This is a genomic window from Hymenobacter sp. YIM 151500-1, from assembly GCF_025979885.1.
Taxonomy (GTDB): domain Bacteria; phylum Bacteroidota; class Bacteroidia; order Cytophagales; family Hymenobacteraceae; genus Hymenobacter.
The window spans coordinates 2,751,041-2,777,371 of sequence record NZ_CP110139.1; the positions used below are offsets into that span (position 1 = coordinate 2,751,041).

Here is a 26,331-nt window from a genome sequence, read left to right on the forward strand (position 1 = left end):
GACTCCTTACCTGAAGGCTAAGCCCAATTATGCAACTCACCAACCGAGCCAAGAAACTGGAGAAGAAGCCGATGACGCTGGCCGAGCGGGCGTATCTGCCGGCCATTTTCCAGGGCCTGAGCATTACGATGCGGCACTTCTTCATGAAGAAGGCCACCATTCGCTACCCCGAAGAAACACGCCCCTTCTCTCCCATCTTCCGCGGCCTGCACGTGCTCAAGCGCGACGAGCAAGGCCGGGAGCGGTGTACCGCCTGCGGCCTCTGCGCCGTGGCCTGCCCCGCCGAAGCCATTACCATGGTGGCTGGGGAGCGGAAGAAGGGCGAGGAAAACCTCTACCGTGAGGAGAAGTATGCCGTCAGCTACGAAATCAACATGCTGCGGTGCATCTTCTGCGGGCTGTGCGAAGAAGCCTGTCCCAAAGCTGCCATCTACCTACAGCCCGACAAAATGGCCCCGCCGCGCTACGAGCGAGACGAATTCATCTACGGCAAGGACCGCCTCGTGGAGCCCGTTGACCCCGACAAACGCTCCGTGCGCGGCATTCAGCTCACGCCCGAGCAAGCCGACGCGCTGCGCGGCAAGCTGGCCGGTCAGCCGGCGTAATCCTACCTTGTCGTTCCGAGCAAAGCGAGGAATCTGAATCACAGATTAAACGGATTTTTCGGATTGCTCGGATTGACAAATCCTCTTTTCCTATGTCTCCTCTGTTTCTCTTCCTGGCTTTTGTGGCGCTGCTAAGCGCGCTGGGTGTAGTCTTTGCCAAAAACCCGGTGCACAGCGTGCTGTTCCTGATTCTGACGTTCTTCTCACTCTCGGGGCATTACCTACTGCTGAACGCGCAGTTCCTGGCGGCTGTGAACATCATTGTGTACGCCGGCGCCATCATGGTGCTGTTCCTGTTCGTGATTATGTTCCTGAACCTAAACGTAGATACGGAGCCGCACAAACCAACCCTGGCCAAAATTGCTGCTGCGGTGGCGGGCGGCTCCCTGCTGCTAATTTTGGTGGCGGCCATGAAAGATGTGCAGCCAGCTGGCATCAACGCTACCACCTTCGACTCGCAGATCGGCATGGTTGACCGGCTGGGGATGGTGCTGTATACTGAGTATCTGCTGCCCTTTGAGCTTGCTTCGGTGCTATTTCTGGTAGCTATGGTAGGCGCTGTGATGCTAGGCAAACGCGAGGTCGGCGAGCGGAATTTCTAACTTGTTTTAGTACCAAAACAAAAGAGGCGGCTGAGGTTTCAGCCGCCTCTTTTGTTTTAGCGGCCTATTTAGCCATCTAAGCATCAATTTACCGCAGGCATCGGGGTTTATACCCGTTTTGTATGTATCCATCACCCACGATAACTACTCTGTGAATCGTGGTTTTATCTCGATAAAGGATAGCTGGAATCTCAGGGCAACGTGATAAAATTGCTACATGGTCGGGGGACCGTGGCGGCTGGCACAGGCCGCAGTGAAGGCTTTTTTAACATGTTGTTTTTGTGAAAAAATTGCTGGCCCTCCTATTGGGCTTGCTCACCTCGCCGGCGTGGGCCCAGACGGGGGTTTCGGCGCCGGAGCTGGCGCCTTGTGATGCGGCCGTGCAGAAGTTTATGAAGCGCTGGGACATTCCGGGAGCTTCCGTAGCCATTGCCCGCCACGGCAAGCTGGTGTACGCCCGCGGCTTCGGCCACGCCAACCTGGCGCGCACCGAGCCCATGACGCCCGCTCACCTGTTGCGCGTAGCCAGCGTGTCGAAGCCGGTGACGGCGGTGGCCGTGATGAAGCTCGTGGAACAAGGCCGGCTGGACTTGCGCCATACGGTGTTCGGGCCCGGCGGCTACCTCAACCAGCCGTATTATAGCGACGTCATCACCGACCGCCGTATCTATGCTATTACGGTGCAGCAGCTGCTGGAGCACTCGGCCGGCTGGAACCGCAACGCGGGCGTCGACGGCTTTTCCAGCTCCGACCCCATTGATTTTCCGCTGCACGTGGCGCAAGCCATGCACGTGCCCAATCCCGTCGGCGACTCCACGCTGGTGCGCTACTTGCTCAGCAAAGGCCTCAACTTCACGCCCGGCACTCGTTTCGCGTACTCCAATATTGGCTACCTGGTGCTGGGTAAAATCATTGAGCAGGTAACCGGGCAGCGCTACGAAACCTGGGTGCGCCGCCACGTGCTGGAGCCCAGCGGCGTGCTGGAGGCCCACCTGGGGCGCAACCTGCGGGCTGATAAGGTGGAGCGCGAAGCCGAGTACTTCTGCGACGCTACCAACAAATCGTGCTACGGTACGGGCAAGCGGGTGCCGTTTGCCTACGGCGGTGCCAACCTGGAAGCCATGAACGCGCACGGCGGCTGGCTGTTCACGGCCCGCGACCTGGTGCGCTTGCTGCTGGCCGTGGACGGACTACCCACCCGGCCCGACATTCTGCAGCCCGCTACCCTCGACACCATGACTACGCCTTCTGAAGCCAGCCGGCGCTACGCTAAGGGCTGGATGGTGAACCGGCGCGGCATGTGGTGGCACACCGGCTGCCTCAACGGCTCGGCCAGCTGCGTGGTGCGCACCGCCGACGGCTACACCTGGGCCATCCTGCTAAACTCCTTTCCCATGAATGCCAACCGGTTTTGGGACGACCTGGAAGACCTGGGCTGGGCCTGCGTGGGCGGGGTGGATGCGTGGCCTACCCACGACCTGTTTGCCCCGGAGCACAACGCGGCTCAGCTGCAGGTGACGGCCAGTAGCGCGGCGGCAACCACCCTGGCCTGGGCCCGCGGCAGTGGTTCGCACAGCCTCTTGGTGGTGCGCGAAGACAAGCCCGTGGATGCTTTTGCCCAGGATGGGCAGGCCTACACCGCTAGCCGAACCTTCGGCTTGGGCGACGTGCTGGGCAAGGGCAACGTGGTAGTGGCGGCCGGCGCCGACAGCACCGTGCAGATTCGGGGGCTGCGGCCGGGCCACACCTACCACGCCCGCGTGATGGAGTACTCCGCCAACGAAGCCACCGGGCAGCAGCCTGTCTACACCCTGGAAGGCAACCCCGTGGTACGCTTCCGCGTGCCGGAGGCGGCGCCCGTGGCTAAGGCGAAAGCCAGACGACCCAGCAAAGCCGTAGCCGGCAAGCTCCGCGCAAAGAAACCCACTGCTCCGGCAGCGGCCCAACCGGCGGCGCCGTCTGGCCAGGCATCCCGGACGCCCCGCGCTACGCAAACGTCCTACTTACTGCGCCTGCGCTCCGTGCTAAGCGGACCAAAAGGCTGATATAGCAGCACGCCGTACGCTGGATAAGCAAAAGCGGCACCTGAATCTTCAGGTGCCGCTTTTGCCAAGGTGGTATGCCGGGCTGCCGCTTACGGCTACTGCCTTCCTGCTGATGCTGGCTGCGAGGTGTCGGCTGCCCGGCGCCGCATCCAGGCCGAGCCGGAGCAGGCGCCCTGCATTTTCTGCCGGAATTTTTCCTGCTCCTCGGGTGAGAGGCCGGCCAGGCGAGACTCCATGCGCTGGCGCCAAGCCGCCCGGCGGCGAGCCCAGCGGGCCCGGCCGCCCCGCCCCCAGCCCCCGAACAGGATGCGGGAGAGCAGCAGCAGCCCCAGCGTCTGCCAGAAAGTAATACCGGGGCCCCGGAACAGCGTCGGCACCAGCCAGTTCCACAGGTTCATGGTCAGGAGCCCGACAGCCGCCACAAAGAGCGTGGCGAATAAGAGAAACTTGAGGCCGCGTAGCAGCCAGAAAGAGCGTTTCATGGGATATATCGTTTGTCTTAAGAAAAGAGGGTCATGCAGGGAAGCAGCACGTCATGCTGAGCGGAGCCAGCGGCGTAGTCGAACTAAGGAAAGACGAAGCCCAGCATCTGTATTGCCTCGGTGTAGTTGTCAGAAGGCAGCCCGCGGTAGAGCTGCTTGCCTGCGGCGACCTTCGGTTCAACTGCGGCTCCGCCTTTGCTCGGCAGGACGGGCCGGCATTCAATTAGTCAGTGAATAACTCGGTGTAGAGCTTTTGCAGGCGTTTGCGCAGGTGCTGCACGGCGTAGTGCTTGCGCGAAATCAGGGTTTTGAGCGGGACGCCGGTTTCCTCCTCCATCTCGCGGAAGGATTTGTCTTCCAACTCATGCCAGATGAACACCTGGCGCTGGGCAGCGGGCAGCTCGGCCAGGGCCTCGCTGAGAGCTTCCATCAGGGTTTCGCGCAGCAGGCGGTTTTCGGGGGCGTCGTCGGGGGCGGGCAGGATGTCGGCCAGCAACAGGCCGCCGTCGTCGTCGCTGGCGTAGGCGGCCATTTCGTTTTCCAGCGACACCGGCTTTTTGCGGCGGTACAGGTCCGTGATTTTGTTGCGGGCCACCCGAAACAGCCAGGCCGCGGCCTGCTCCACGGGTTTCAGCAGCCGGTAGCTTTCCACCAGCTCCGCAAACACATCCTGGAGCACGTCTTCGGCCTGGTCGGGGTCGGGGATGCGGCGGCGGATGAACTGCAGCAGCCGGCCGCGCTGCTGGCGCACGGCTTCCTGTATCTGCTGGTCCTGGTAGCCGGCACTCATCGGCAGTGGTAAGGGGAGCGTTTCCATTCTGCTAACGCTGACGCATGAGCCAGGCAAATACTTTACGCGGTGCGTGCGAGTAGTGCCACGACTTTTTGCAGTCGTGCTACCACTATTGTTGCACGACTATCATTGCTGACCTCTGCACCACTGGTTCGTTTAACGATGGTGGCACCACGAACTCCTTCGGGAAATTTGTAGCACCACGCTGGTCTGCCGTTTAGCTAGTGAAATGGTACAGAAACGTCACCACACCGGTGTAAGCGGGCTTGGGACTGTTCTTAATTTCCAGGGCTACTTCAATTCGGGCTTTGGCAATGCCGCGCAGGTTTTTCACCGACAGCAGCGTGGCCCGCAGCCGGACTTCACTTTCCACAGTCACGGCTTGGTTGAAGCGCAGGCTTTCAATTTCGTAGTTCACCTGCATTTTCAGGTTGTGCATGGTCACAATCTGAGCCCACAGGTAGGGCAACAGCGACACGGTGAGGTAGCCGTGAGCAATAGGCGCCCCGAATGGTGACTCGGCTTGGGCCCGCCGCGCATCTACGTGAATCCACTGGTGGTCCAGCGTGGCCCGCGCGAACAGGTCAATTTGCTCCTGCGTGATGCGGTGGTAGGCGGAGCTGCCCAACTCCCGGCCTTCGTACTGCTCGAGTTCCTGGAAGCTGCTGATGATGATGGGGCTCATACAGGCGGTGATGGCGGTTGAGGCACGAATGTAAGCCACGGCCACCGAACCGCCCGGCCACTGCAAAAGGCACTGCCGACCTGCATGTTGCCTCCGCAGCCATCCGCTGCGGGCCTGCGGAGCGGTTCCGCCCAGCTTCCGGGCGGGTTGCATGGGTTGTTTACGTCTGATTTCGCGCAGAAGAGGGGCGATTTCGCGGTGGCGTTTTCCGATTTTCAGGATACCTTTGCCGGCTAACTAGCAACGGCTGGGCTTCGGCCGCCGCGTTGTTTCGCCGTCACTCGCACCGCATGGACCAGAACATACCGCAGGTTATCCAAACGGTTCCGCTTCAGTACTACGTCTTCTTCGCCACCGCCCTGTTTAGCATCGGCGTGCTGGGCGTGCTCACCCGACGTAATGCCATCATCATCTTTATGTGCGTAGAGCTGATGCTCAACGCCGTTAACGTGCTGCTGACGGCCTTCTCCGCCTACCGCTCCGACCCCAACGGGCAGGTGTTCGTGTTTTTCATCATGGCCGTAGCCGCCGCCGAAGTAGCTGTGGGCCTGGCCATCATCGTGATGATTTACCGGAACCTCCAGAACACCGACGTCAACCTGCTGAATCGATTGAAATTCTAACCCCACCCCAACCCCTCCCCAAAAGGGAGGGGCTTAGATTACTAATACAACGACTTTATGACGTTGCCAAAGTAAACTAAGCCCCTCCCTTTTGGGGAGGGGTTGGGGTGGGGTCCACGCTGACCCTTATGCAAGAAACTGTAATACCCGCTGCCGGCGCGCCGTACCCGACCTTGCTGTACGTGCTGATTCCGCTGCTGCCGTTTTTGGGCTTTCTGATCAACGGGTTGCTGAATAAGCGTATTTCGGGCACGGTGGCGGGGCTGATTGGCTCGGCCACGGTGCTGGGCTCGTTTGCCATTTCGGTGTTTCTGTTCCTGAACTTCCAGTACCAGTACACCGTCACGCTGTTCGATTGGATTTCGGTAGGCTCGATGCAGATACCCTTCTCCTACCAGATCGACCAGCTCAGCCTGCTAATGCTGCTGCTCGTCACGGGCGTGGGCTTTCTGATTCACGTGTACAGCATCGGCTACATGCACCACGACGAGAACGTGGGCAAGTTTTTTAGCTTCCTGAACCTGTTTGTGTTCAGTATGCTGGTGCTGGTGCTGGGCGCCAACTTCGTAATTCTGTTCATTGGCTGGGAAGGCGTGGGGCTGTGCTCCTACCTGCTCATCGGCTTCTGGAACAAGAACACCAATTACAACAACGCCGCCAAGAAAGCCTTTATCATCAACCGCGTCGGCGACCTGGGCTTCCTGCTAGGCATCTTCCTGATTTACCTCACCTTCGACTCGGTGCAGTACGCCGAGGTGTTCCAGAAGGCCTCGACCATGCAGATTGGCACCGGCGTCATCACCGCCATTACCCTGCTGCTGTTCGTGGGCGCCACCGGCAAATCGGCGCAGCTGCCGCTCTACACCTGGCTCCCCGACGCCATGGCCGGCCCCACGCCGGTGTCGGCCCTGATTCACGCCGCCACCATGGTGACGGCGGGCATCTACATGATTCTGCGCGCCAACGTACTGTTCACCCTGGCCCCCGATACGCTGGAGGTTATAGCCATCATCGGGGCGGCTACGGCCTTGTTTGCGGCCACCATCGGCCTGGCCCAGAACGATATTAAGAAGGTGCTGGCTTACTCCACCGTGTCGCAGCTGGGCTACATGTTCCTGGCGCTGGGCGTGATGGGGTACAGCACCTCCCTGTTTCACGTGCTGACCCACGCCTTTTTCAAGGCGCTGATGTTCCTGGGCGCGGGCTCCGTGATTCACGCCATGAGCAACGAGCAGGACCTGCGCCGCATGGGCGGCCTGCGTAAAGCCCTGCCCATCACGTTCATCACCTTCTTCATAGGCTGCCTGGCCATTGCCGGCATCCCGCCCTTCTCGGGCTTCTTCTCCAAGGACGAAATCCTGCTGCACGCCTACCAGCATAGCAAGGTGCTCTACGCCGTGGGCCTGTTCACGGCCTTCCTGACGGCTTTCTATATGTTCCGCCTGCTGTTCCTGGCGTTCTTCGGCGAGTTCCGCGGCACCGAGGAGCAGAAGCACCACTTGCATGAGTCGCCGGCTTCCATGACGCTGCCGCTCATCATTCTGGCCGTGCTGGCGGCCGTGGGTGGCTTCCTGAATGCCCCGCTGGTGCTGGGCCGCGGTTACCTTTCCGACTACCTCGCGCCCCTGTTCACCTACTCCCAGCGCCTGAACCCGGCCGCGTTTAACGTGGAGGTGGACCACGCCACCGAGTACCTGCTCATCGGCCTTTCGGTGGGCGCGGGCGTGCTGGGTATTGCCTTCGCCTACGTGCAGTACGTGAGCCGCGGCGTGCGCCCGGCCGAGGACGCCTCGCAGCGTGGTTTCCTGGAAAATCTGGTGTACCACAAATACTACATCGACGAGCTGTACAACACCCTGTTCGTGCGCCCGGTGATGGGACTCTCCCGCGGCCTGTTCCGCTACGTCGAAAACGGCATCATCGACCCCATCGTCACCAGCTTCGGCCGCCTGACCATGGGCGGCGGGCAGCTCCTGCGCTACGTGCAAACCGGCTCCGTGGAAACCTACCTGATTCTGATGGTAGTAGGAATCGTGCTGGTCATGGCGCTGAATTTTGTGAAGTTTTAGATGAACAATTAACAGTTGTTTAAAAGAATTATGACGAGGTGGTATTCTATCAACCATAATGGTGATTATAAAGAGTATGTATCTTTTGAACATGCTAAAGAATCATCAGTTATCACTGTAGTAACAGAGGTCAAAACATCATATAAAAGTCATGCTGGATATATTAACCTTGCATACGAATACAATTTTTATCAAAATCATGAAGAAAGTATGATAATCAAACTTGGAAAATATCAAATTAATGAAGTCAAGACTTTCTCTTCTGTCAACAACTACGATAAAGAAATAATATATGCTGTCTTTGCAGACAAAGACGGTATCAGAATAGAGCCTACTCAATCATTTGGCAGAAGAATTGAAGGAATATCAAATGCAATTAAGTTTTTGATTGAGCTTAATAAATTCGAAAATTACGAAAATTACTCCTTATCAAAACAAGTTCAAAATTTAGAAAAGCGCATTTCAGAATTAGAGAAATTATCATCAGGGTTTAAAACAATTATTGAACAGCTCAACAACATAGCACCCTCACAGTAAAGCATGCTAACTGTCCTTCTCCTACTCTGGCCCGTGGCGGCCGCCCTGCTGCTGCACTTCTTCAAAGGGCGGGCGTCCCGCGTAGCGGCATTTGGCGCGGCGCTGGTTGAACTTGTGCTGGCGGTTTTCGCGGCCGTTACTTTCAACGCCAACAACGCCGGCCAATTCTCCTACGACCTGCCTTGGATAGCCTCGGCGGGCATCCGCTTCTCGGTGGGCATGGACGGGCTGAGCTTGCTGCTGGTGCTACTCACGGCCCTGCTGGTGCCCTTGATTCTGCTGAGCGCCTTCCGCCGCAATTTCGAGAATGAGTCGGTGTTCTACGCGCTGGTGCTGTTCATGCAAACCGGCCTGATTGGCGTATTCACGGCCCAGGATGCCTTCCTGTTCTACTTCATGTGGGAGGTGGCCTTGATTCCGATTTACTTCCTGGCCGGCGTGTGGGGCGGGCAGGACCGAGCCCGCATCACGTTTAAGTTTTTCCTCTACACCATCGTCGGCTCCCTGTTCATGCTGGCCGGCTTCGTGTACCTCTACTTCCAGACCGGCCCGTCGGCTGACGGTCTGGCGGCTCACAACTCGGCCCTTACTTCGTTCTACAACCTGAGCCTGCCGGCCGAAACGCAGATGTGGCTGTTCTGGCTCATCTTCGCGGCCTTCGCCGTGAAGATGCCCATCTTCCCCTTCCACACCTGGCAGCCCGACACCTACACCGAGGCCCCGGCTCCGGCCACCATGCTGCTCTCGGGCATCATGCTGAAAATGGGCATCTACGGCTGCATGCGCTGGCTGCTGCCCGTGGTGCCCCTGGGCGTGGACTACTGGCAGAACCTGGTGCTCATCCTGTCCATCATCGGCATTATCTACGGCGGCATCATCGCCATTCGGCAGCAGGATGTGAAGCGGCTCATTGCTTACTCCTCCCTCTCGCACGTGGGGCTGATGATTGCCGGGGTGTTTTCGCTGACCCAGATTGGCTTGCAGGGCGCCAGCATTCAGATGCTGGCCCACGGCATCAACGTGGTGGGCATGTTCTTCGTGGCCGACGCCATTGAGCGCCGCACCGGCACCCGCCTCATTCCCGACCTGGGCGGCCTCACCCGCCGCACGCCGGTGCTGAGCGTGTGCTTCCTGGTGCTGCTGCTGGGCACAGTGGCCCTGCCCCTTACCAATGGCTTCGTGGGCGAGTTCCTGCTGCTGCAAGGCCTGTATCAGTTCAATCCTTGGATGGGCGCCGTGGCCGGCCTCACCATTATTCTGGGCGCCGTGTACCTGCTGCGCATGTTTCAGCGCGTCATGCTCGGCCCCGACTCGTCCTTCTCCGCCACCATTACCGACCTGACCGGCGCCGAGCTGGCCGTGCTGGTGCCGCTCATCGTGCTGGTGTTCTGGATTGGCTTGTTCCCGAACACCTTCCTGCACCTGTCGGAAGGCAGCGTGCTGGGGATTTTGAACGAGGTAGTGAAACGGTAGCCCTGCGTCCCAGGGCTGAAGCCCTGGGCTACGTAGTGGCTCCACTCTTCCACCTTCTGGCTATTCGGGCCAATTTTGCAAACGCTCCATAGCCCAGGGCTTCAGCCCTGGGAACTCCAGCCGACCATATGAATTCCATCATTCTGCTTTCCGTTCTGGGCCTGGGCAACCTGTTTCTGGGGTTCCGGCGCTCCAACCGGCTGCTCTTGCCGGCGGCCATGCTCATGCTGGGCCTGGTGCTGACCGTGAATTTTCTGGACTGGGGTTCGGGCCCGCAGTCGTTTTTCAGCGGTATGCTGGTCGTCAACGACTTCTCGGTGGCCTTCACGGGCATCGTGGTGCTGACGGCGCTGGTGCTGATTCCCTTCTCCCAGAAGTACGTGCACGACGGCGAGGCCAACCTGGCCGAATACTACTCGCTGCTGCTGTTTTCGCTGGTGGGCGCCATCATGCTGGTGAGCTACAACCACCTGCTGATGCTGTTTCTGGGCATTGAGATTCTGAGCGTGGCCATGTACGTGCTGGCCGGTTCCGACAAGCGCAACCTACGCTCCAACGAAGCTGCCCTGAAGTATTTCCTGATGGGCGCGTTTTTCACCGGCGTGCTGCTGTTCGGGATGGCGCTGGTGTACGGGGCCACGGGCACGTTCGTGCTGGAAGACATTCGCTTTGCGGTGCAGAACCCGGTGAACGACTCACTCACGCCCATGCTCTACATCGGCATGCTGCTTATGCTGGTTGGCATTGGCTTCAAGGTATCGGCCGCGCCCTTCCACTTCTGGACGCCCGACGTATACGAGGGCACGCCCACGTTCTTCGCGGCGTTTATGAGCACGGTGGTGAAGACGGCTGGTTTTGCGGCCTTCCTCAAGCTGCTAGTGCAGGCGTTTCCGGCCGCTTCGGCCCAGGGCCTATGGCTGCCCACGCTCACGGCCATGTGCGTGCTGACGTTGCTTATCGGCAACGTGGGCGCCGTGACGCAAACCAGCGCCAAGCGCATGCTGGCCTACTCCAGCGTGTCGCACGCCGGCTATTTGCTTGTTGCGCTGGTGGCGTTCAATGGGGAGCTGGAAGGCCCCTCGGCCAACGGCATCTTTTTCTATTCCCTGGCTTACTCGGTGGCTACGGTGGCTGCCTTTGCGGTGCTGAAGCTGGTAGCTGACCAGCGCCAGCGCGAGGACTACAACGGCCTGAACGGCCTGGCCCGCACCAACCCGCTGCTGGCTTTTGTGATGACCGTGGCCATGCTGTCGTTGGCTGGTATCCCGCTCACGGGTGGCTTTTTTGGTAAGTTCTTCGTGTTTTCGGCCGCTGTCGAAAACGGTTATATCGGGCTGGTGGTGTTTGCGGTGGTGATGTCGATGGTGAGCATCTACTACTACCTGCGCCCCATCATTGCCATGTACATGCGCCCTGCCGACGACACCACGGCGGCACCCATACCTGTTACAACTTTTCAGTCGGGGGCGCTGCTCCTGCTGGCTCTACTAACGGTGGTGCTGGGCGTGCTGCCGGGCCTGGTGAGCGGTATTTTGTAGTAGGAGAGGTGAGACATGAGAGGTGAGACATGAGATGCCAGAGCATTTCGTTCTGAATCACAAGCAAAAGAGCGGCCCCATGTGGGGCCGCTCTTTTTTCGTAGCTCTGTTTTCAGGAGCTACTTGCGCGTTACCCGCACATCGACGCGGCGGTTTTGGGCGCGGCCTTCGGGGGTGTCATTGCTGGCAACGGGGTGCTCCTGGCCATAGCCCTCGGCCTGCACCCGCAGCGGGTCGAGGCCGTTGTCCAGCAGGGCTTTGCGGGCGGCGTTGGCCCGGTCGGCGCTGAGGAGCAGGTTAGGCTCGGCCGGACCCACGTTATCGGTGTAGCCGCCGAGCTTGATGGTGGCGCTGGGAAAGGCCTGGAGAATCAGCATGATGTTGCGCAGCTGGGCCTGCGACTCCGGCGTGAGCGTGGCCTTGCCCGTGTCGAAATACACCCGGTCGAGGCTTAGCCAGCCCTGGGTGTTGTCGGCGCTGACGGTCTGGCTGGCGTCGCTGAGGAATTGATACAGGCGCACTTCCACGGAGTTGGCTCCCACGTTGAGCACGGTGCCATCGGGAAGGCGCAGCTCGGTGGGGGCGCCCACTTCGTAGATGTAGTTGCCGGTGGCTTCGTCCAGTTGGCCGGTGGGGGCAGGCGGCGCGGGAGCCGGGGCGGGCTCGGTCGTAGTGGTGTCCGGCACGGCCAGCGTAGTAGACTGGGGGTTCCGGTTGCAGCTGCGCGTAAAATACCACAGCGCCGCTAGGCCCAGCACCAACAGCAGCAGCCAGGGCCAGCGGGCCGGCGTACGGCGCGCTGGCTCAGAAGTGCCTACTGCCTGCCCGGGCGCCGCGGGGCTCGTGGGACTGATGGCAGTACCCGGCCCATCGGCAGCAGGGTGAGCCGTGGGGCTTACCCTATCGGTGAGGGTAGTGGTGCCCAGCCCCAGCCCCGGAAACAGATTGCCCAGGTTGCCCGGCAGGCTACTCAGGGCACTCAGCACGCCGCCGCGCTGGTCGTTGAGGTAGGTGCTGAAGCCCCGCTCGTCGAGGTTGCTCTGGGCAGCGTGGCGGCCCAGCAGTCCCAGCACCACGGGCACGGCCATGCTCAGCAGGCTGCTGGTGGTAGCCGGCCGCACCCCGGCCGCCTGGCTGACCTCCTCCACGGCCGGCGCATAATGCAGGCCCAGCCCGGAGCGCAGCAGCTCGGTGCCCCGGCTCAGCAAATCTTTATCGACGGCCTGGGCTGCGGTGCCTGCCGCGGCTGTGCCGCCCAGCAGGCTGCTTAGGTTGCCCAGCAGGTTGCTGCCGTGAGCCTGCCGGGCCAGGTGCAGCAGGTCGGCGGTGCCGCCGGGCTGCTGGGCTCTGGTAAACAGGGCCCCCAGCACCAGGGGCACCCCGCTGCGCAGAGCTGCCCCAATGCTGCTTTCATTTTCGCCTAAGGCAGTGCTCACCTGGCGCGTGGTGTCGCCCCCGAAATAGTTCTGCACGAGGTCAAGTAGGTTCTGGCTCATCGAGAGTGGGTTGGAGTAGAGAAAGGAAATGGTATCCATACGCACTCCTGCCCCCGAGGGCTGCCCAAGCGGCCCTCCTCCCGCGCGGGTTTAGCAAAGCCAGGTTGCGGATGACAGCAACACGTTTATACCCTTCCCGCCCATACTTTCGGGTGCGTATGCAGCTGTCCTGGCACCTGGCACACCCCGCCTCCTGGCTTAGGCCAAGGCCGGCCGGCTCAGCATCCACAGGCCCACTAGGGTAATTAGCAACTGGCGGCGTGGTTTGAACATGGCAGCAACGATTATTCTCCAACAACTTCCCGGAGCCCTTAGCCAGCTTCGGCAACCGGAAGGCAAGATGCAGTGCGAGGTACCGGCTGTCAATGACATGATGATGTGAGGTGGTGGCAGGTGGTGACAGGTGACAGGTAACAGGTGACAAGTAGAACGTCCTGCTGAGCACAGCGCAGCGGAGTCGAAGCATCTCTCCCGCTTCGTTGAACGATTGAGTTAGCCAGAGGGAGAGATGCTTTCCTGCGGCGACCTTCGGTTCGGCTGCGCGGACGCCAGATGAAGCAGGACAATACCACCACAACGAAGCGGGAGAGATGCTTCGACTCCGCTCAGCATGACAGACGTGTTACCTGTCACCTGTCACTTACCACCTGTCACCTGTCACTTGCCACCTGTCACTTATCACCTCAACTCACGCCAGCCCTTGGCGCAGGGCTTTGCTGACGGCTTCGGTCATGGAGCGGACGTGGAGCTTCTCGTAGATTTTTTTGATGTGGGAGCGGACGGTATCGAGAGAAATGCTCCGGTCGGCGGCAATCATCTTGTAGCTGTAGCCTTCCACCAGCAAGCCCAGAATTTCCTGCTCGCGGGCACTCAGGGCCGTCGACAGCTCATCGGCGGATGGGCGGGCGGCGGGGCGCGGAAACAGGCGCAGCACCTGGCGCGCAATGCCGGGCGTCATGGGGGCGCCACCGGCCCGCACCTCGGCCACGGCGTCCAGAATTTTGGCGGGCGGGGTTTTCTTGAGCAGGTAGCCATCAGCGCCGGCGCACACGGCCTGGAACACCCGGTCGTTTTCCTCGAACACCGTCAGCATCACCACCTGCACCTGCGGGGCCACGGCCTTGATGCGGCGCAGCCCCTCGATACCGTTGGCGCCGGGCATGTCGATGTCCATGAGCACCACGTCGGGGCGCAGGCGGATCAGGTCCTCCTCCACGCGGGTGCAGTTGCCCAGCGCCCCGGCCAGCGTCAGGCCCGGCGCTTGGCTCAGCAGCTGGCTTAGGCTGGTGCGCAGGTCGGCATTGTCTTCGTAGAGCAGCACGCGCGTAGCAGTTTCCATAAAGCAGGCAGGTACGAGAAATTCAGTTAAGATACGCGCCCCTAGCTGCGCTGGCTACTACATGATGATGTGAGGTGGTGACAGGTGACAAGTGACAGGAAGACCGTCATGCTGAGCGCAGGCGTAGCCGCAGTCGAAGCATCTCTACCGCGGGCTAACTCCAATCGTGCAGACGAAGCGGGAGAGATGCTTCGCGGGGCGGACGCCAGATGGAGCATGACGGCCTACCTGTTACCTGTCACCACCTCACCACCTGCCACCACCTCACATCATTACCATTTCACCGGAATGCGCAGGCTGAGGGTGGTGCCGTGGCCGGGGGCGGAGGTGATGTTGAGCTGGCCGTGAAGGGCGGCGGCGCGGGCGTGCATGTTGGCCAGGCCGTTGCCGCTGCCCTGGGCCGGCGCGGTGGGGTCGAAGCCCACGCCGTCGTCCTGGACGGTGAGGTGGAGCAGGCCGTGCTGGTGCTGCAAGCGGATGGTGGCGTGCTGGCAGTGGGCGTACTTCACCAGGTTGTTGAGGGCTTCTTTGAAGATGAGAAAAAATTCCCGGCGGGCGCGCATGTCCAGCTTCAGGCCCTGCAAGGAGGTATCGGCCCGGAAAGTAAACTCGATGCCAGCCGCTTCAAGCACCTCGGAGGCCAGGCGGCGCATGCGGGCCGTCACATCGTCTACAGAATCATGAGCGGGGTTGATGGCCCACACGATGTCGTCCATGGCGTCCAGCATTCGCCGGGAAGATTCGCCGATTTGGGCCAGCACGGCGGCGGCCTGCTCGGGGCGGTGCTGGCGCTGGTGGCCCTCGGCAATCTGGCTCAGAATAGAAATGGAGCTGAGCGTGGAGCCCATGTCGTCGTGCAGGTCGCGGGCAATGCCGTGGCGCACCCGCTCCAGGGTCAGCAGCTGGCGTATGCGCAGGCTGTAGAGCCAGAACAGCACACCGAAAACCACCCAGCTCAGCCCCACCCGAAACCACCACGTGCGGTACCAGGGCGGCTCCACGACAATGCGCAGGGCGGTGCCCACGGGGTTCCAGAGGCCGTCGTTATTGGCGGCCCGCACCCGAAACGTGTACGTGCCGGGGTCGAGGTTGGTGTAGGTGGCCTCGCGGCGCGTGCCGGCGGGCACCCAGTCGGGGTCAAAGCCTTCGAGCAGGTAGGCGTACCGGTTTTTGACGGGGTTGCGGAAGTTGAGGGCCGCAAATTCGAGGGTAAAGAAATAGTCGCGGGGCGAGAGGCGCAGCACCCGCCGCTCCGTGATACTGGTGTCGGGCAGGTCGACGGACTGGTTGAAGCGGCGCAGACCGGTGAGCACCACGGGCGGCGGCGCGGGGTTGGTGTGCACGGCTTCGGGCCGGAAGGCAACCAGGCCCTGCACCCCGCCGAAGTACAGGCGCCCAGTGCGCGAGCCGCGGCAGGCGGCGCCGGCGTTGTACTCGTCCTGTAACAGCCCGTCGCGCTGGTCGAAGGTATGCAGCTGGCCGGTAGCGGGCTGCAAGCGGGCCAGGCCCTGGTTGGTAGACAGCCACAGCTGGCCGGCGCGGTCCTCCACCAGGCCGTACACCACGTCGTTGGGCAGGCCCTGCGGCTCCCGAAACGTGGTGAAGCGGCCCGTGCCGGTGGTATCGTCGAGGCGGCAGAGGCCCCCGCCTTCGGTGCCCACCCACAGCCGCCCGGCCCGGTCCTGCCACAGAGCCCGCACAAAGTTGCTGCTGAGGCTGCGGGCCTGGCGCGGCTGGGCCCAGTAGGTGCGGCCGCGGCCGGTGGTGGGGTCGAGCCGGCACAGGCCGCCCCCGCCGGTGCCCACCCACAGCTGCCCGCTGCGCCGGTCCAGCAGCATGGCGCGCACAAAGTTGTTGCTGAGCGAGTGCGGGTCGCGCGGGTCGTGCCGAAACACGGTGCTACGCCCGGTAGCGGGGTCGAGCCGGCTCAGGCCGCCCTCGGTGCCTACCCACAGCCGCCCGCGGGGGTCGTAGTAGAGGGCCCGCACGAAATTGTCGCCCAGGGAGCCGGGCACGCCGGGCTGGTGGCGGAAGTGGCGGAAGCGGGTGGCGCCGGGCGCCAGGCAGCTCAGGCCCTGGCTCTGGGTGCCCACCCACAGCCGCCCGGCCCCGTCGAAGCAGAGGGCCCGCACAAAGTCCTGGGCCAGGCTGCCGGGGTCCTGGGGCTGGTGGCGCAGCTGCCAGCGGCGCCCGGTGGCGGGGTCGTGCCCGATGAGGCCCTGGGTTTCGGTGCCGGCCCACACGCGGCCGGCCGCGTCCTCGGTCACGGCCCACACGGCTTCGGGCACGGCGGCCAGCGGCACGGCCGTGAAGGGCGAAGGGCGCGGGTCGAGGCAGGCCGCGCCTTCTTCAGTACCCACCCACAGCAGCCCGCTCCGGTCCTGAAACAGGCTTTGCACCACATTGTGGGGCAGGATGCTCGCCTGGCCGGGCTGGTGGCGGTACACAATCCACTGCCTGCCCAGGCCGGGCGGCAGCCGGTACAGGCCGCCCCCGCCGGTGCCCACCCACACGTGCCCCGCCGCATCCAGCTGCACCGCCCGAATGGCGCGCGGCAGCGCCGCCACCACCGGTCCAGGCTTCTCCCCAGCTGCCGCCCAGCGCCGCAGGCCGTGGGCTTCGGTGCCCACCCACAGCGCGCCGGTGGCGGGGTCAGCGGCCAGGGCGGTTACGGCGCTGCCCAGCGGAGCCCCAGCAGCCCGCAGCTCCTGGCGGGCGGTGTCTAGCCAGGCCACTACGCCTTCCCCGGTGCCGGCCCACAGGCGGCCGTCGGCGGCCAGGGCCAGGGCCCGGATGGAGTTGCGGCGCAGGCCCGGCCCCGGCAGCGGCACGCGCCGGAAGCGGCGCTGACCCGGCGCGAGGCAGTGCAGGCCGTTTTCGGTACCGGCCCATACTTGCCCGCGACGATCCACGAGCACGGCCCGCACAAAGTTGTTGGTGAGGCCGGTAGTATCGGGGGTGGTGCGCTGAAAGGTGGTAAACTGCCCGGTGAGGGGCTGGTAGCAAGCCAGGCCGCCTCCGCCCGTGCCCACCCACACGGCCCCGGAGGCCGGGTCGGCGGCCAGGGCCAGGGCGTAGTTGCTGCTCAGGGAGCCGGCCCGCTGCGGGTCGGTGCGGAAGGTGCGGCAGGTGCTGCCGTCGTAGCGGCTCAGGCCGTCCTGGGTAGCCAGCCACAGAAAGCCCCGCCGGTCCTGCGCTATGGCATACACGCTGTTTTCGGCGAGGCCCTGGGCGGTGGTGAGCGGGCGGAATAGGGGTATGGGAATCCCCGGAGCGGGCTGGGCGGCGGTCCGCAGCGAGGCGCACAGGGCTAGAAACCAGAAAGCGGCACTTTTTTTCATGGCCAAGCAAGCTGGTGGCGACAATTCCCAGAGCAGTTTACAAAAGACTTGTAACATTGCGCGAAAACGTAGCACAGTTACTTTGCTGCGGCCGGCGGCCGGCCCTTCCTGCCAATTATACTCGCCGCGAAATGCGCTGCAAAAAACAGGGTAGAGACGCAATATCTTGCGTCTCGCCGTTGCACGACCCCAACTGAACGACCTTTATTCTTGTGGCGCGGACGACGAGACGCAAGATGTTGCGTCTCTACAGCTGCCCAATGACTTTTGCAACCCTCTCTTGCCACGGGCATAGCTTCAACCATCCAAACCCACGCTGATTTACTGTTTTCTATGGTCCTACCTACTACCCCGCGTCACTGCCTGTTCCTGCTGCCTCTGTTGTTGCTTTCCTTTCTCAGCCAAGGGCAGAAGCCTGCTGCCATCCCGGCCGCGCCCCGAGCCGTGGCCTTCACCGAGGTGCGGGTGCTGAGCATGGTGCCGGGCCAGCCGCTCAGCGCCCCGCAAACCGTGCTGGTTGAAAACGACCGGATTACGGCCATGGGCCCGCGCCTGAAGCTGCCCAAGGGCACCCGCATCATTCGGGGGCGCGGGGGCTACCTGCTGCCGGGCCTGGCCGACATGCACGTGCACCTGGCGCGGGGCCAGGCCGGAGAGCTGCCCGTGCACCAGCAGCTGCGCCTGACGCTGGCCGCCGGCGTCACTACCGTGCGCAGCATGCAGGGCCAGCCCACCGACCTGGCCCTGCGCGACAGCATCCGGCGGGGGCAGCTCCTGGGCCCCGACCTGTACCTGTCGCGCCCCTTGCCCAACGCCGACTCCACGTTTACGCCGGCCGCCACGCGGGAGCTGCTGCGCCAGTACAAGGCCGAAGGCTGGGACTTTATCAAGTACCTCTCCGGCCTGACGCCGGCGCAGTTTCAGCAGGTCGTCGAGCTGTGCCGAGAGGCCGGGCTGCCGTTTGCGGGGCACTACTACGCGGGCAGCGTGGAGCAGTCGGCGGGCCTTCGGTCGTTGGAGCACTTCGCGCCCCTGCTGTCGGCCTACCGCAAAGACAGCGCCGCCGTGGGCGGGCAGCTGGCCCTGGTCAAAAGCCGGGGGCAGTTTCTGTGCCCCACCCTCTCCTACCACTTCCTGACCTTGCCCGGCAACCGGCCCGCCGAGCTGGAGCGCCGCCACGGCGTGCCGCAGGTGCCGGCCTCCCTGCGCACGGCCTGGCAGCAGCAGGTGCAGCAGCTCGATGCCAGCTACCTCACCTACTTCCAGAACGACACGGCCAAGTTGGGCCAGGCGCGTCGGGCCGGCCCACGCACCCGGCAGGCGTATCTGCGCCTGCTGCGCCGCGCCTACCAGCAGGACATTCCCCTGCTCATCGGCCCCGACACCTACGCCTACAACGTGCCGGGCTTTGCCATGCTGGAAGAAATGCGCCTGTTTGCCCAAGCCGGCCTGCCGGCCGAGGCCATCCTGCGGGCCGCTACCACCAACGCGGCCCAGTACTTCGGCACCGACGACTGGGGCACCGTGCAGCCCGGCAAGCGGGCCAACCTGGTGCTGCTTCGGCAAAACCCGCTCCTCAGCCTCGACAATCTGCAAACCGTGGTAGGCACCATGTGCAGGGGCCGCTGGTATACACAGCAGGAGCTGCTGGGCGGCACCAAGCCGGGCAAGTAGCGGCAGCCAGCTAGCGCAGCTTGAGGCTGGCCAGCACGCCGTGCCGGTAGGTGCTGCCCACGGGCACTTCGCGGCTGCCCACGTGCAGGCAGTTGCCGCTCAGCCGGTCTACCCGCGTTATGTTGACCAGGTAGGACTTGTGCGTGCGCACGAAGTGCAAGGCCGGCAGCTCACTTTCCATCTGCTTCATGGTTTCAGCCGTGAGCAGCACGCGGCCCGAGGCCAGGTGGCACTTCACGAAGTTGCCGTAGCCTTCCACCACCAGCAGCTCCGCGAAGCGCACCCGCTCGGTGCCCGCGTCGGTTTTGATGAAGATGGAGTCGGCGGGTGCTGGTGGTGGCGGGTCGGGGGCTAGCGGGAGCGGAGCCGGCGGGGCGGCCCCGGCCTGTAAGCGGCCGATGGTTTTCACGAACCGCTCAAACCGGATGGGCTTGAGCAGGTAATCGACCACGCCCAGCTCGAAGGCATCGAGGGCGTGGGCGGCGTGAGCCGTACACAGCACCACAGCCGGCGGCTGGGGCAGGGCGCGCAGCAGCTCCAGGCCGGTCAGCTCGGGCATGTCCACGTCCAGAAACAGCACATCAACGGGCGTGGCGCGCAGAAACGTCAGGGCCTCCACGGCGCCGTAGCAGCTGCCCGCCCAGGCGGCCAGGCCCGGCAGCCGGTCGAGGTAGGCGCGCAGCACGGTGTGGGCCAGCGGCTCGTCGTCGACGAGCAGGCAGCGCAGCGGGGCGGGCGGGGCAGCGGGCAACAGGGATGACGACGACATCAGGGGCAGAGCGTGAGCGTGGCGGCGTAGTGGCTGGGCGTGGCTTCGATGGTGAGGCGGTGCTGCGGGCCGGGGTAAAACTGGGCCAGCCGGGCCCGCAGCGTGGGTAGCCCCAGTCCCGACGGCGCCGGCCGGAAGTGGAGCGGAATGCTGTTAGTGGTGCGCAGGGTCAGGCCGGCGTCGGTCTGGACCAGCTGGATGCGGATGGTGTTCTGGCCGCTGGGAGCCACGGCGTGCTTAAAGCAGTTTTCGACCAGCGGCAGCAGCAGCAACGGTGCCAGCGGCTGCTCGGGCCGCGGCACGTCGGCCGTGAATTCTACTTGCGTGTTGCTGCGCAGGCGCAGCTTTTCCAGCCCGATGTAGCTGGCCAGGTAGTCGGCCTCGCCGCCCACGGTGGTGTGGGCCTGCCGCGAGCCGTCGAGCTGGTAGCGCATCAGGTCGGCCAGCTTGAGCAGGGCTTCGGGCAGCTGGTCGGGAGCGGCCAGGCTCAGGCCGTAGAGGTTGTTGAGGGTGTTGAACAGAAAGTGCTGGTTGACCTGCGACTTGAGCAGGCGCAGCTCGGTGTCGAGCTGCTGGGCGCGCAGCTGCTGCATCTGGTAGTGCGCCACAATCCCCCGCCGCAGGTAGCGCACCACCGCCGACGCACCGAGTACTATCACCACGTTGGCCAGGCACTGCCCCAGCAATTCGGCCTGCGTACCGGGCAACATGCCTATTCCCACTTCTGACCGGCCGGCCGATGCCCCAACCTGCACCATAGTTAGCGTGCCCAGGTCGCGCGCAGCGTAGAGCAGAGCTGTGCCGCCAACCAAAGTGGCCAACAGCCCCAGCGCATACCAGCCGTAGCGACGCCGTTCGAGCGCGTGGGTGAGCAAGGCGAAGTGGGCGTACACGATGGCTGCCGGCACTAGTAGGAGTGCCGTCGAGTAGGGCACGCCCATCAGGCGCAATTGGCTTGGCGCTCCAGTTGTGTCTGCGTACTCTAAGAAGGCTATTACCAACAGCCAGCTGATGGCGTGGCGCGTGGCGCGGTGCCGCCAAATGACACCGAAACGAGATTTCCAACTCATACTGCGAAACTACTGGCAAGTTTCTGGGCCGGCAAACCTGAATGACAAACAGTGTACATCCACGGTAACGGCGCATTCGTCAGCTCCCCGAAAAGGTTGGTCATTTTAAGTAGGGAAGGCAGCATTACCCGGCCAGCTTTGAGGCATCAACGGGCGGCGGCGCTTCACGGAGCGGCTCACTAGGCGCCAAAATTCAGCAAGCCAACTAAAGCTCACTTCTACCCTTACCTCTTGTCCCATGAACATCCTGAAAACATCCCTATGGTTAGCTGCCTGGGCCGCCAGTAGCCACGCAGTAGCGCAAGCAAGCATAGTTCGGACTTCAGCACCCAAAAAAACAGTGAGTATTGGCAAGCTCACCGTACTCGACCATACCCGGAAGGTGCCGGTTGTATCAGCCGCCACAGTGGAGCGGGTTGTGCGTGCGCTGGCGGCCGACGACATGCTGGGCCGGGCAGCCGGGCAAGCAGAAGGACAAAAAGCTGCTCGATTCCTGGCTGGTGAGTTTAAGCGCATCGGCCTACAACCGTTACCGGGAGCCGCTGGCTTTGAGCAGCCGTTTGAGGTGTACAACGTCACGCCACAGCCAGCAGCCGTGGTGGTCAACGGCAATGATCTGGCCCTGAATCAAGTGATGATGACACCGGGCCCGCCAACGCTGCTCTGGACAAGCGAAGACGCTCAGCCTGCCCGCACGGTAACAGTGGGCCCCAACCCCGCCGAGCTGGAAAAGCTCAACGCCCTGTTGCAGCCTACCCAGAATACGTTGGTGTTCATTGACCCGGTCCACGCCGAAGCATTTGCTCAGGCGGCAGCCCAGCTAGCCCAAGCGCAGGTAAGCCCCGCTAAGCCTAGCTTCTACGCCACCGTGTTTGTGCTGGCTAAGGTCCCCACCGGGCCCATTACCTACCGGGTAAGCGGGGCTACCTCCGTCAAGCCGCTTACGCTACGCAACGTGGTGGGCGTGCTGCCCGGCCGCAACCCGGTCCGCACCCAGGAACAGATCATCTTTTCGGCGCACTACGACCACCTGGGCGTGTTGGCCGCCGTGCAGGGCGACTCTATTGCCAACGGCGCCGACGACGATGCCAGCGGCACGGCGGCCGTAGTGGCCCTGGCCGAATACTTTAAGAAACGCAACGACAACGCCCGTACGCTGGTGTTTGTGGCGTTCGATGGCGAAGAGGCCGGTCTGCTGGGTTCTCAGCATTTTGCCCAGCAGCTCGATGCCCGGTTTGTTACGGCCATGCTCAATATTGAAATGATTGGCAAGCCGGCCAAGTTCGGCCCAAATTCGGCCTTCATTACGGGCTTTGACAAGTCTAGTTTGGCTGCGCTGCTGCAAGCCGGGGCTCAGGGCACGGGCTTTCGCTTCGAGCCCGACCCGTACCCCGAGCAACAGGCGTTCTACCGTTCCGATAATGCTCCGCTGGCGCGCTTGGGCATTCCCGCCCACACTATTGTTACTGACCAGCTTCCGACCGACAAGCTCTACCATACCGTCGACGATGAAGTAGCAAGTCTGGACCTGGCAAATATGACCGCCGTGATACGCGCTATTGCCCGCAGCTCCGCTGGTCTTGTCAGCGGCCAGCAAACGCCCACCCGCCTTGCTGCTGCCCCCGCAAACGGTAACCACTAGCCCAGCTAACAACAGCACGCAAAGAAATGTATACCAGTAAGCTAGTACTTCTGGCCCTGTGCGGTATCAGCAACCTACTGTGGGCGCAGGTTTCCACGGTGCAAGGCCGCATTGTGAATGCTAGTACCGGAGCGTCCGTACCCTATGCCACCGTGGGCGTACCCGACCAAAGCGTGGGTACAGTAGCCGACGCAGCCGGACGCTTCACGCTGAAGCTAGCGTCGGCTACTGACCGGTTGATGGTTTCCTGCGTGGGGTTTGAGAAGCGGGAGGTACGCCTGGTGGGTGGCCAGCTCACGGGCGGGGCGCAGATTGTGCTTCAGCCGGTGGCCCAGGCGCTAGGCGAAGTAACAGTGCGGCGCGACAAGCTCCGGCCGGGCACCATCGGGCGCCGGGCCCGCCACGATGCCATCATCGGTAAAAACGATACTGATCTGATGGGACACTTTATCACCGGTGACGACCAAGGCTGGGAAGGCGGCGGCATCTACCAGTTCGGCCGCGCCAGCTACCTAGACACCTTTCACGTGTATGTGGGGCGCAACCCGTGTGGGATGATTCGCTTCCGGCTGAATTTCTACGCCGTGGAAAATGGGATACCCACCCGGTCACTGTTTACCAACGATGTGCAGTTTGTGCTACGCAGCCAGCAAACGGGCTGGGTTGCGGTGGACCTGCGCCCCTACAACCTGCGAGTAGAAAAGCAGCAAAAGCTGGCCGCAACCATGCAGTGGCTCGAAAGCGCCGAATGCACGGCCAAGTGGCCGCCCTTTGTAGTTCCGGCGTCTTTCCCGTCCTTTCACCAGTCCGTGATTCGCACTAAAAGCGAGGACCAGTGGCAGGTACACGGAGCATATCCGAGCATGTACTTCACTATCCAAAGCGAATAGCTGCCCGGCCAGTTCTTCGGCAACTCCTTCTCTCCCGTGAAACGCCGCGGGCTAGGCCATCCGCCCTGAAAGTTTGGGGTGTATCCAAAGATCTAGGCTGGAAAAATCCCACTTCCGATGCTCCTTGGCGTTGCCAACGCCAAGGAGCGGAAGGAAATGGTGGCCGCATTGCTGCACCAAAGCAGCGCACAGAGCCACAGTGCAGCCGCCCAAGCTGTACAACTCGCTAGGCTGGAGCTTGTTTCGGAGCCGCAACGAGCACCGCAAGCCAAACCGCGCCGTTGCGCAGCAGTAGAGAATATTGGGAATATCATGAAGTAGAGCTACCGGCTGTGACAAGTCAAGCCAAAATTCTATGACGAACCATGGTTGTCCGCGCCAGCTGGGTAGCTGTCACGAAACCCGCGTAGTTAGCCATCTTCCCGCCGGCGCGGCTAGAAGCCAACGCCCCTTTGCTAAGTTGGTCGATGCATCCGGCCTGGTTGTTTCCGGTAAAACCCCGGCTACTCCTTCGCCACTGTAGGCCACGCCGGCTGCCGGGCAACTGTCGCCACAGATTTTGCATCCAATCACCAATCCGCTGTACAACCTCGATGTGCTACGCAAGAAAAGGTTGTGCACCGGGTGCTACACTTCCGGTTAGATTTTCCTTCTATTCCCTCCCCCATGAAAACTAGTTGTCTTGCCGCCCTCTTCACGGGCCTCTCCTACCCCGTACTGGCGCAGTCGGGGCCCGGCTACCGGGTGCAACTGGACCTGACAGCCACGCCCAACGACCAAGTACGGGTAGTGGTGAATACGCCCAAAGTACGGGAGGCTCAGGCCACCTACGTGGTGCCGGCCACCGTGCCCGGCACCTACTCCCGCGACAATTACGGCCGTTTCGTGCGCGACTTCCGCGCCCTTGATAAGAAAGGCCGGGCCCTGCCCACGCAGCAGCTGGAGCCCGGCGTGTTTCGCATCGACCAGGCCAAAAAGCTGGCCCGGCTGGAGTACCTGGTGGATGATACCTGGGACGTACCCCAGGATAGCACATTCATCTTCCAGCCGGCCGGCACCAACTTCGACGCCGGGCGCAGCTTCGTGCTCAATCAGTTTGGCCTCTACGGCTACCTGGAAGGGCACAAGATGCAGCCCTACGAGGTAACCGTCACCAAACCCGCCGACCTGCACGGCGCCACGGCCCTGGCCGTCCGCCGGCCCAGCCCCACCCAGGACGTGTTTACGGCCCCCGACTACGTAGCCCTGGCCGACGGCCCCGTGCTCTACAGCCGCCCTGACACCACGAGTTTTCGCAGCGGCGGGGCCAACATCAGGTTTGCGGTGTTTTCGGAGTCGGGGCAGGTGAAGGCCCGGCAGCTGGCCCGCTATCTGCGGCCCACAGCCAGCGCCCTGGCCAGCTTTTTCGGGCAGATGCCGGTGCCCCAGTATCAGTTTCTCTTCTACTTCGTCGACCCCAAATCGTCGGCCGTAAAGCCCAAGGATGGTAAGTATGGCGCCCTGGAACACTCCTATTCCTCACTCTACTTTCTGCCCGAAATAGCCGACTCGGCCCGGCTCAAGAAGCTGGTGCTGGACGTGGCCTCCCACGAGTTTCTGCACGTGCTGACCCCGCTCAACGTGCACAGCCGCGAAATCGGGGAGTTCGACTTCCGCAACCCCAAGATGTCGCAGCACCTGTGGCTGTACGAAGGCACCACCGAGTACTTCGCCCACCTGGCCCAGGTGCGCGCCGGCCTGATTACGCCCGACGAGTTTCGCCAGACCATGCGCCAGAAGATAGTGGGTGCCCAGCGCTACCCCAGCGTTTCGTTTACCGAAATGAGCCGCAACATTCTCGTGCCGCCCTACAAAGACATGTACTCCAACGTGTACGAGAAGGGCGCCCTGCTGGCTTTCCTGCTCGATATTCGTATCCGGGAGCTGAGCCAGGGCCGCCAGAGCCTGCGCGACGTGGTGCTGAAGCTGCGCGAGAAGTACGGCCCCACCCGCTCCTTCGAGGATGACCAGCTGATACCGGAAATCGTAGCCCTCACCCATCCCGAGGTGCAGCAGTTCTTCGACCGGTACGTGGTGGGCAAGGAGCCGCTGCCCCTGGAAGAATATCTGGGCAAAATTGGCTGGCAGTACGTGGCCACCGGCACCCGCACGGAGCGCGGCTTCGGGCAGTTCGGCTTCCAGTACAACCCCGCTACCAAGCAGTTTGTGGTGGCCGGCACCTCCCCCGAGCGCAATGCCTTTGGCCTGCGGCCCGGCGACGCCGTGCTGGCCGTGAATGGCACCGTAGTGGAGCCGACCAATGCCCAGCAGCTGCTACGGCCCTTGCTGGATGCCGCCAGCACGCCCGTCACGCTGCGGGTACAGCCCGCGGGAGCCGCCACTCCCGAGGACCGCAAAGGCCAGCCCCGCGACTTTCAGCTGGAGCTGAAAAACGTGGTGCAACCCCTCGAAAATCCCACCCCCGTGCAGGCCCAGCTTCAGAAGCAGGTGCTCACGGCCGGCCAGTAAGCAGTGGCGGGTGCGCCGTGCCGGCTGAAGCTCACCAGAGTAAACACCAGACGAAAAGACCGTCGTGCTGAGGCTGAAACAGGGAGGCTGTTCTGTAGATGACCGTCCTGCTACCACAGATGCTTCCGCTTGGCTGGCGCGACCTATTCA

General features: G+C 62.6%; 20 protein-coding genes. 12 read left to right on the top strand and 8 right to left on the bottom strand.

What is annotated here, in order from left to right; translation table 11 throughout:
• Positions 1 to 29: 29 nt before the first annotated feature.
• The 3 genes from OIS53_RS11510 to OIS53_RS11520 all read left to right on the top strand — a co-directional run bounded on the left by OIS53_RS11510 (position 30) and on the right by OIS53_RS11520 (position 3,252).
• A complete protein-coding gene (locus OIS53_RS11510; protein ID WP_264678716.1) occupies positions 30 to 605 on the top strand; it encodes a NuoI/complex I 23 kDa subunit family protein in 576 nt (191 codons plus the stop codon).
• Positions 606 to 697: 92 nt separating this feature from the next.
• A complete protein-coding gene (locus OIS53_RS11515; protein ID WP_264678717.1) occupies positions 698 to 1,207 on the top strand; it encodes an NADH-quinone oxidoreductase subunit J family protein in 510 nt (169 codons plus the stop codon).
• A 281-nt stretch (positions 1,208 to 1,488) separates the two neighbouring features.
• Complete coding sequence (locus tag OIS53_RS11520; RefSeq protein WP_264678718.1) at positions 1,489 to 3,252, top strand: serine hydrolase domain-containing protein; 1,764 nt, start codon at positions 1,489 to 1,491, stop codon at positions 3,250 to 3,252.
• Positions 3,253 to 3,347: 95 nt separating this feature from the next.
• On the opposite strand, the gene OIS53_RS11525 is transcribed toward OIS53_RS11520, so the two are convergent.
• The 3 genes from OIS53_RS11525 to OIS53_RS11535 form a co-directional block, all read right to left on the bottom strand.
• Positions 3,348 to 3,734 (bottom strand): hypothetical protein, encoded by a 387-nt coding sequence (locus tag OIS53_RS11525; protein WP_264678719.1) that lies wholly within the window; start codon positions 3,732 to 3,734, stop codon positions 3,348 to 3,350.
• A gap of 223 nt (positions 3,735 to 3,957) precedes the next feature.
• Positions 3,958 to 4,551, bottom strand: a complete 594-nt coding sequence (locus OIS53_RS11530) for an RNA polymerase sigma factor (protein WP_264678720.1) — start codon at positions 4,549 to 4,551, stop codon at positions 3,958 to 3,960.
• 193 nt (positions 4,552 to 4,744) lie between these two features.
• Positions 4,745 to 5,212 (bottom strand): MaoC family dehydratase, encoded by a 468-nt coding sequence (locus OIS53_RS11535; protein WP_264678721.1) that lies wholly within the window; start codon positions 5,210 to 5,212, stop codon positions 4,745 to 4,747.
• 290 nt (positions 5,213 to 5,502) lie between these two features.
• Between OIS53_RS11535 and nuoK the strand changes: the two genes are divergently transcribed.
• From nuoK to OIS53_RS11560, 5 genes are all read left to right on the top strand, one after another.
• Entirely contained in the window at positions 5,503 to 5,835 is a 333-nt protein-coding gene (gene nuoK, locus OIS53_RS11540; protein WP_264678722.1) for an NADH-quinone oxidoreductase subunit NuoK, read from the top strand.
• Between the two features lie 128 nt (positions 5,836 to 5,963).
• Positions 5,964 to 7,904, top strand: coding sequence for an NADH-quinone oxidoreductase subunit L (gene nuoL / locus OIS53_RS11545; protein ID WP_264678723.1), 1,941 nt, complete (start codon positions 5,964 to 5,966; stop codon positions 7,902 to 7,904).
• A 30-nt stretch (positions 7,905 to 7,934) separates the two neighbouring features.
• Complete coding sequence (locus OIS53_RS11550; RefSeq protein ID WP_264678724.1) at positions 7,935 to 8,441, top strand: hypothetical protein; 507 nt, start codon at positions 7,935 to 7,937, stop codon at positions 8,439 to 8,441.
• A 3-nt stretch (positions 8,442 to 8,444) separates the two neighbouring features.
• Positions 8,445 to 9,914: a complex I subunit 4 family protein gene (locus tag OIS53_RS11555; protein WP_264678725.1), complete on the top strand. Its 1,470-nt coding sequence runs from the start codon at positions 8,445 to 8,447 to the stop codon at positions 9,912 to 9,914.
• 128 nt (positions 9,915 to 10,042) lie between these two features.
• The gene (locus OIS53_RS11560; protein ID WP_264678726.1) at positions 10,043 to 11,452 is read left to right on the top strand and encodes an NADH-quinone oxidoreductase subunit N; all 1,410 of its coding nucleotides are present in this window, start codon (positions 10,043 to 10,045) and stop codon (positions 11,450 to 11,452) included.
• Between the two features lie 119 nt (positions 11,453 to 11,571).
• Here OIS53_RS11560 and OIS53_RS11565 read toward each other — a convergent pair whose 3' ends face one another.
• The 3 genes from OIS53_RS11565 to OIS53_RS11575 all read right to left on the bottom strand — a co-directional run bounded on the left by OIS53_RS11565 (position 11,572) and on the right by OIS53_RS11575 (position 17,628).
• Complete coding sequence (locus OIS53_RS11565; protein ID WP_264678727.1) at positions 11,572 to 12,987, bottom strand: OmpA family protein; 1,416 nt, start codon at positions 12,985 to 12,987, stop codon at positions 11,572 to 11,574.
• Positions 12,988 to 13,636: 649 nt separating this feature from the next.
• Positions 13,637 to 14,287 (bottom strand): response regulator, encoded by a 651-nt coding sequence (locus OIS53_RS11570; RefSeq protein ID WP_264678728.1) that lies wholly within the window; start codon positions 14,285 to 14,287, stop codon positions 13,637 to 13,639.
• A 272-nt stretch (positions 14,288 to 14,559) separates the two neighbouring features.
• Positions 14,560 to 17,628, bottom strand: coding sequence for a sensor histidine kinase (locus OIS53_RS11575; RefSeq protein WP_264678729.1), 3,069 nt, complete (start codon positions 17,626 to 17,628; stop codon positions 14,560 to 14,562).
• 333 nt (positions 17,629 to 17,961) lie between these two features.
• On the opposite strand from OIS53_RS11575, the gene OIS53_RS11580 reads away from it, so the two are divergent.
• On the top strand, positions 17,962 to 19,302 hold the full coding sequence (locus OIS53_RS11580) for an amidohydrolase family protein (RefSeq protein ID WP_264678730.1): 1,341 nt from the start codon (positions 17,962 to 17,964) through the stop codon (positions 19,300 to 19,302).
• Positions 19,303 to 19,312: 10 nt separating this feature from the next.
• Here the strand turns inward: OIS53_RS11580 and OIS53_RS11585 are convergent, their stop codons facing one another.
• Both OIS53_RS11585 and OIS53_RS11590 read right to left on the bottom strand, forming a co-directional pair.
• Positions 19,313 to 20,071, bottom strand: a complete 759-nt coding sequence (locus OIS53_RS11585) for a LytR/AlgR family response regulator transcription factor (RefSeq protein WP_264678731.1) — start codon at positions 20,069 to 20,071, stop codon at positions 19,313 to 19,315.
• Positions 20,071 to 21,141 carry a sensor histidine kinase gene (locus OIS53_RS11590; RefSeq protein ID WP_264678732.1) on the bottom strand — a complete coding sequence of 357 codons (1,071 nt, stop codon included), beginning with the start codon at positions 21,139 to 21,141 and terminating at the stop codon, positions 20,071 to 20,073. The genes OIS53_RS11585 and OIS53_RS11590 overlap by 1 nt, the downstream gene beginning before the upstream one ends.
• 340 nt (positions 21,142 to 21,481) lie before the next feature.
• On the opposite strand from OIS53_RS11590, the gene OIS53_RS11595 reads away from it, so the two are divergent.
• The 3 genes from OIS53_RS11595 to OIS53_RS11605 all read left to right on the top strand — a co-directional run bounded on the left by OIS53_RS11595 (position 21,482) and on the right by OIS53_RS11605 (position 26,181).
• Complete coding sequence (locus OIS53_RS11595; protein WP_264678733.1) at positions 21,482 to 22,783, top strand: M20/M25/M40 family metallo-hydrolase; 1,302 nt, start codon at positions 21,482 to 21,484, stop codon at positions 22,781 to 22,783.
• 26 nt (positions 22,784 to 22,809) lie between these two features.
• Entirely contained in the window at positions 22,810 to 23,673 is an 864-nt protein-coding gene (locus OIS53_RS11600) for a carboxypeptidase-like regulatory domain-containing protein (RefSeq protein ID WP_264678734.1), read from the top strand.
• Between the two features lie 666 nt (positions 23,674 to 24,339).
• Complete coding sequence (locus OIS53_RS11605) at positions 24,340 to 26,181, top strand: M61 family metallopeptidase (protein WP_264678735.1); 1,842 nt, start codon at positions 24,340 to 24,342, stop codon at positions 26,179 to 26,181.
• Positions 26,182 to 26,331: the final 150 nt, after the last annotated feature.

Excerpts from the sequence above, each read along its gene's own strand:
- OIS53_RS11530 (WP_264678720.1), bottom strand. The coding sequence starts at position 4,551 with ATGGAAACGCTCCCCTTACCACTGCCGATGAGTGCCGGCTACCAGGAC.
- OIS53_RS11550 (WP_264678724.1), top strand. The coding sequence starts at position 7,935 with ATGACGAGGTGGTATTCTATCAACCATAATGGTGATTATAAAGAGTAT.
- OIS53_RS11600 (WP_264678734.1), top strand. The coding sequence starts at position 22,810 with ATGTATACCAGTAAGCTAGTACTTCTGGCCCTGTGCGGTATCAGCAAC.
- OIS53_RS11585 (WP_264678731.1), bottom strand. The coding sequence starts at position 20,071 with ATGTCGTCGTCATCCCTGTTGCCCGCTGCCCCGCCCGCCCCGCTGCGC.
- OIS53_RS11525 (WP_264678719.1), bottom strand. The coding sequence starts at position 3,734 with ATGAAACGCTCTTTCTGGCTGCTACGCGGCCTCAAGTTTCTCTTATTC.
- OIS53_RS11535 (WP_264678721.1), bottom strand. The coding sequence starts at position 5,212 with ATGAGCCCCATCATCATCAGCAGCTTCCAGGAACTCGAGCAGTACGAA.
- OIS53_RS11565 (WP_264678727.1), bottom strand. The coding sequence starts at position 12,987 with ATGGATACCATTTCCTTTCTCTACTCCAACCCACTCTCGATGAGCCAG.
- OIS53_RS11555 (WP_264678725.1), top strand. The coding sequence starts at position 8,445 with ATGCTAACTGTCCTTCTCCTACTCTGGCCCGTGGCGGCCGCCCTGCTG.
- OIS53_RS11590 (WP_264678732.1), bottom strand. The coding sequence starts at position 21,141 with ATGAGTTGGAAATCTCGTTTCGGTGTCATTTGGCGGCACCGCGCCACG.
- OIS53_RS11605 (WP_264678735.1), top strand. The coding sequence starts at position 24,340 with ATGAAAACTAGTTGTCTTGCCGCCCTCTTCACGGGCCTCTCCTACCCC.
- OIS53_RS11570 (WP_264678728.1), bottom strand. The coding sequence starts at position 14,287 with ATGGAAACTGCTACGCGCGTGCTGCTCTACGAAGACAATGCCGACCTG.
- OIS53_RS11575 (WP_264678729.1), bottom strand. The coding sequence starts at position 17,628 with ATGAAAAAAAGTGCCGCTTTCTGGTTTCTAGCCCTGTGCGCCTCGCTG.
- OIS53_RS11580 (WP_264678730.1), top strand. The coding sequence starts at position 17,962 with ATGGTCCTACCTACTACCCCGCGTCACTGCCTGTTCCTGCTGCCTCTG.
- nuoK (WP_264678722.1), top strand. The coding sequence starts at position 5,503 with ATGGACCAGAACATACCGCAGGTTATCCAAACGGTTCCGCTTCAGTAC.
- OIS53_RS11510 (WP_264678716.1), top strand. The coding sequence starts at position 30 with ATGCAACTCACCAACCGAGCCAAGAAACTGGAGAAGAAGCCGATGACG.
- OIS53_RS11560 (WP_264678726.1), top strand. The coding sequence starts at position 10,043 with ATGAATTCCATCATTCTGCTTTCCGTTCTGGGCCTGGGCAACCTGTTT.
- nuoL (WP_264678723.1), top strand. The coding sequence starts at position 5,964 with ATGCAAGAAACTGTAATACCCGCTGCCGGCGCGCCGTACCCGACCTTG.
- OIS53_RS11515 (WP_264678717.1), top strand. The coding sequence starts at position 698 with ATGTCTCCTCTGTTTCTCTTCCTGGCTTTTGTGGCGCTGCTAAGCGCG.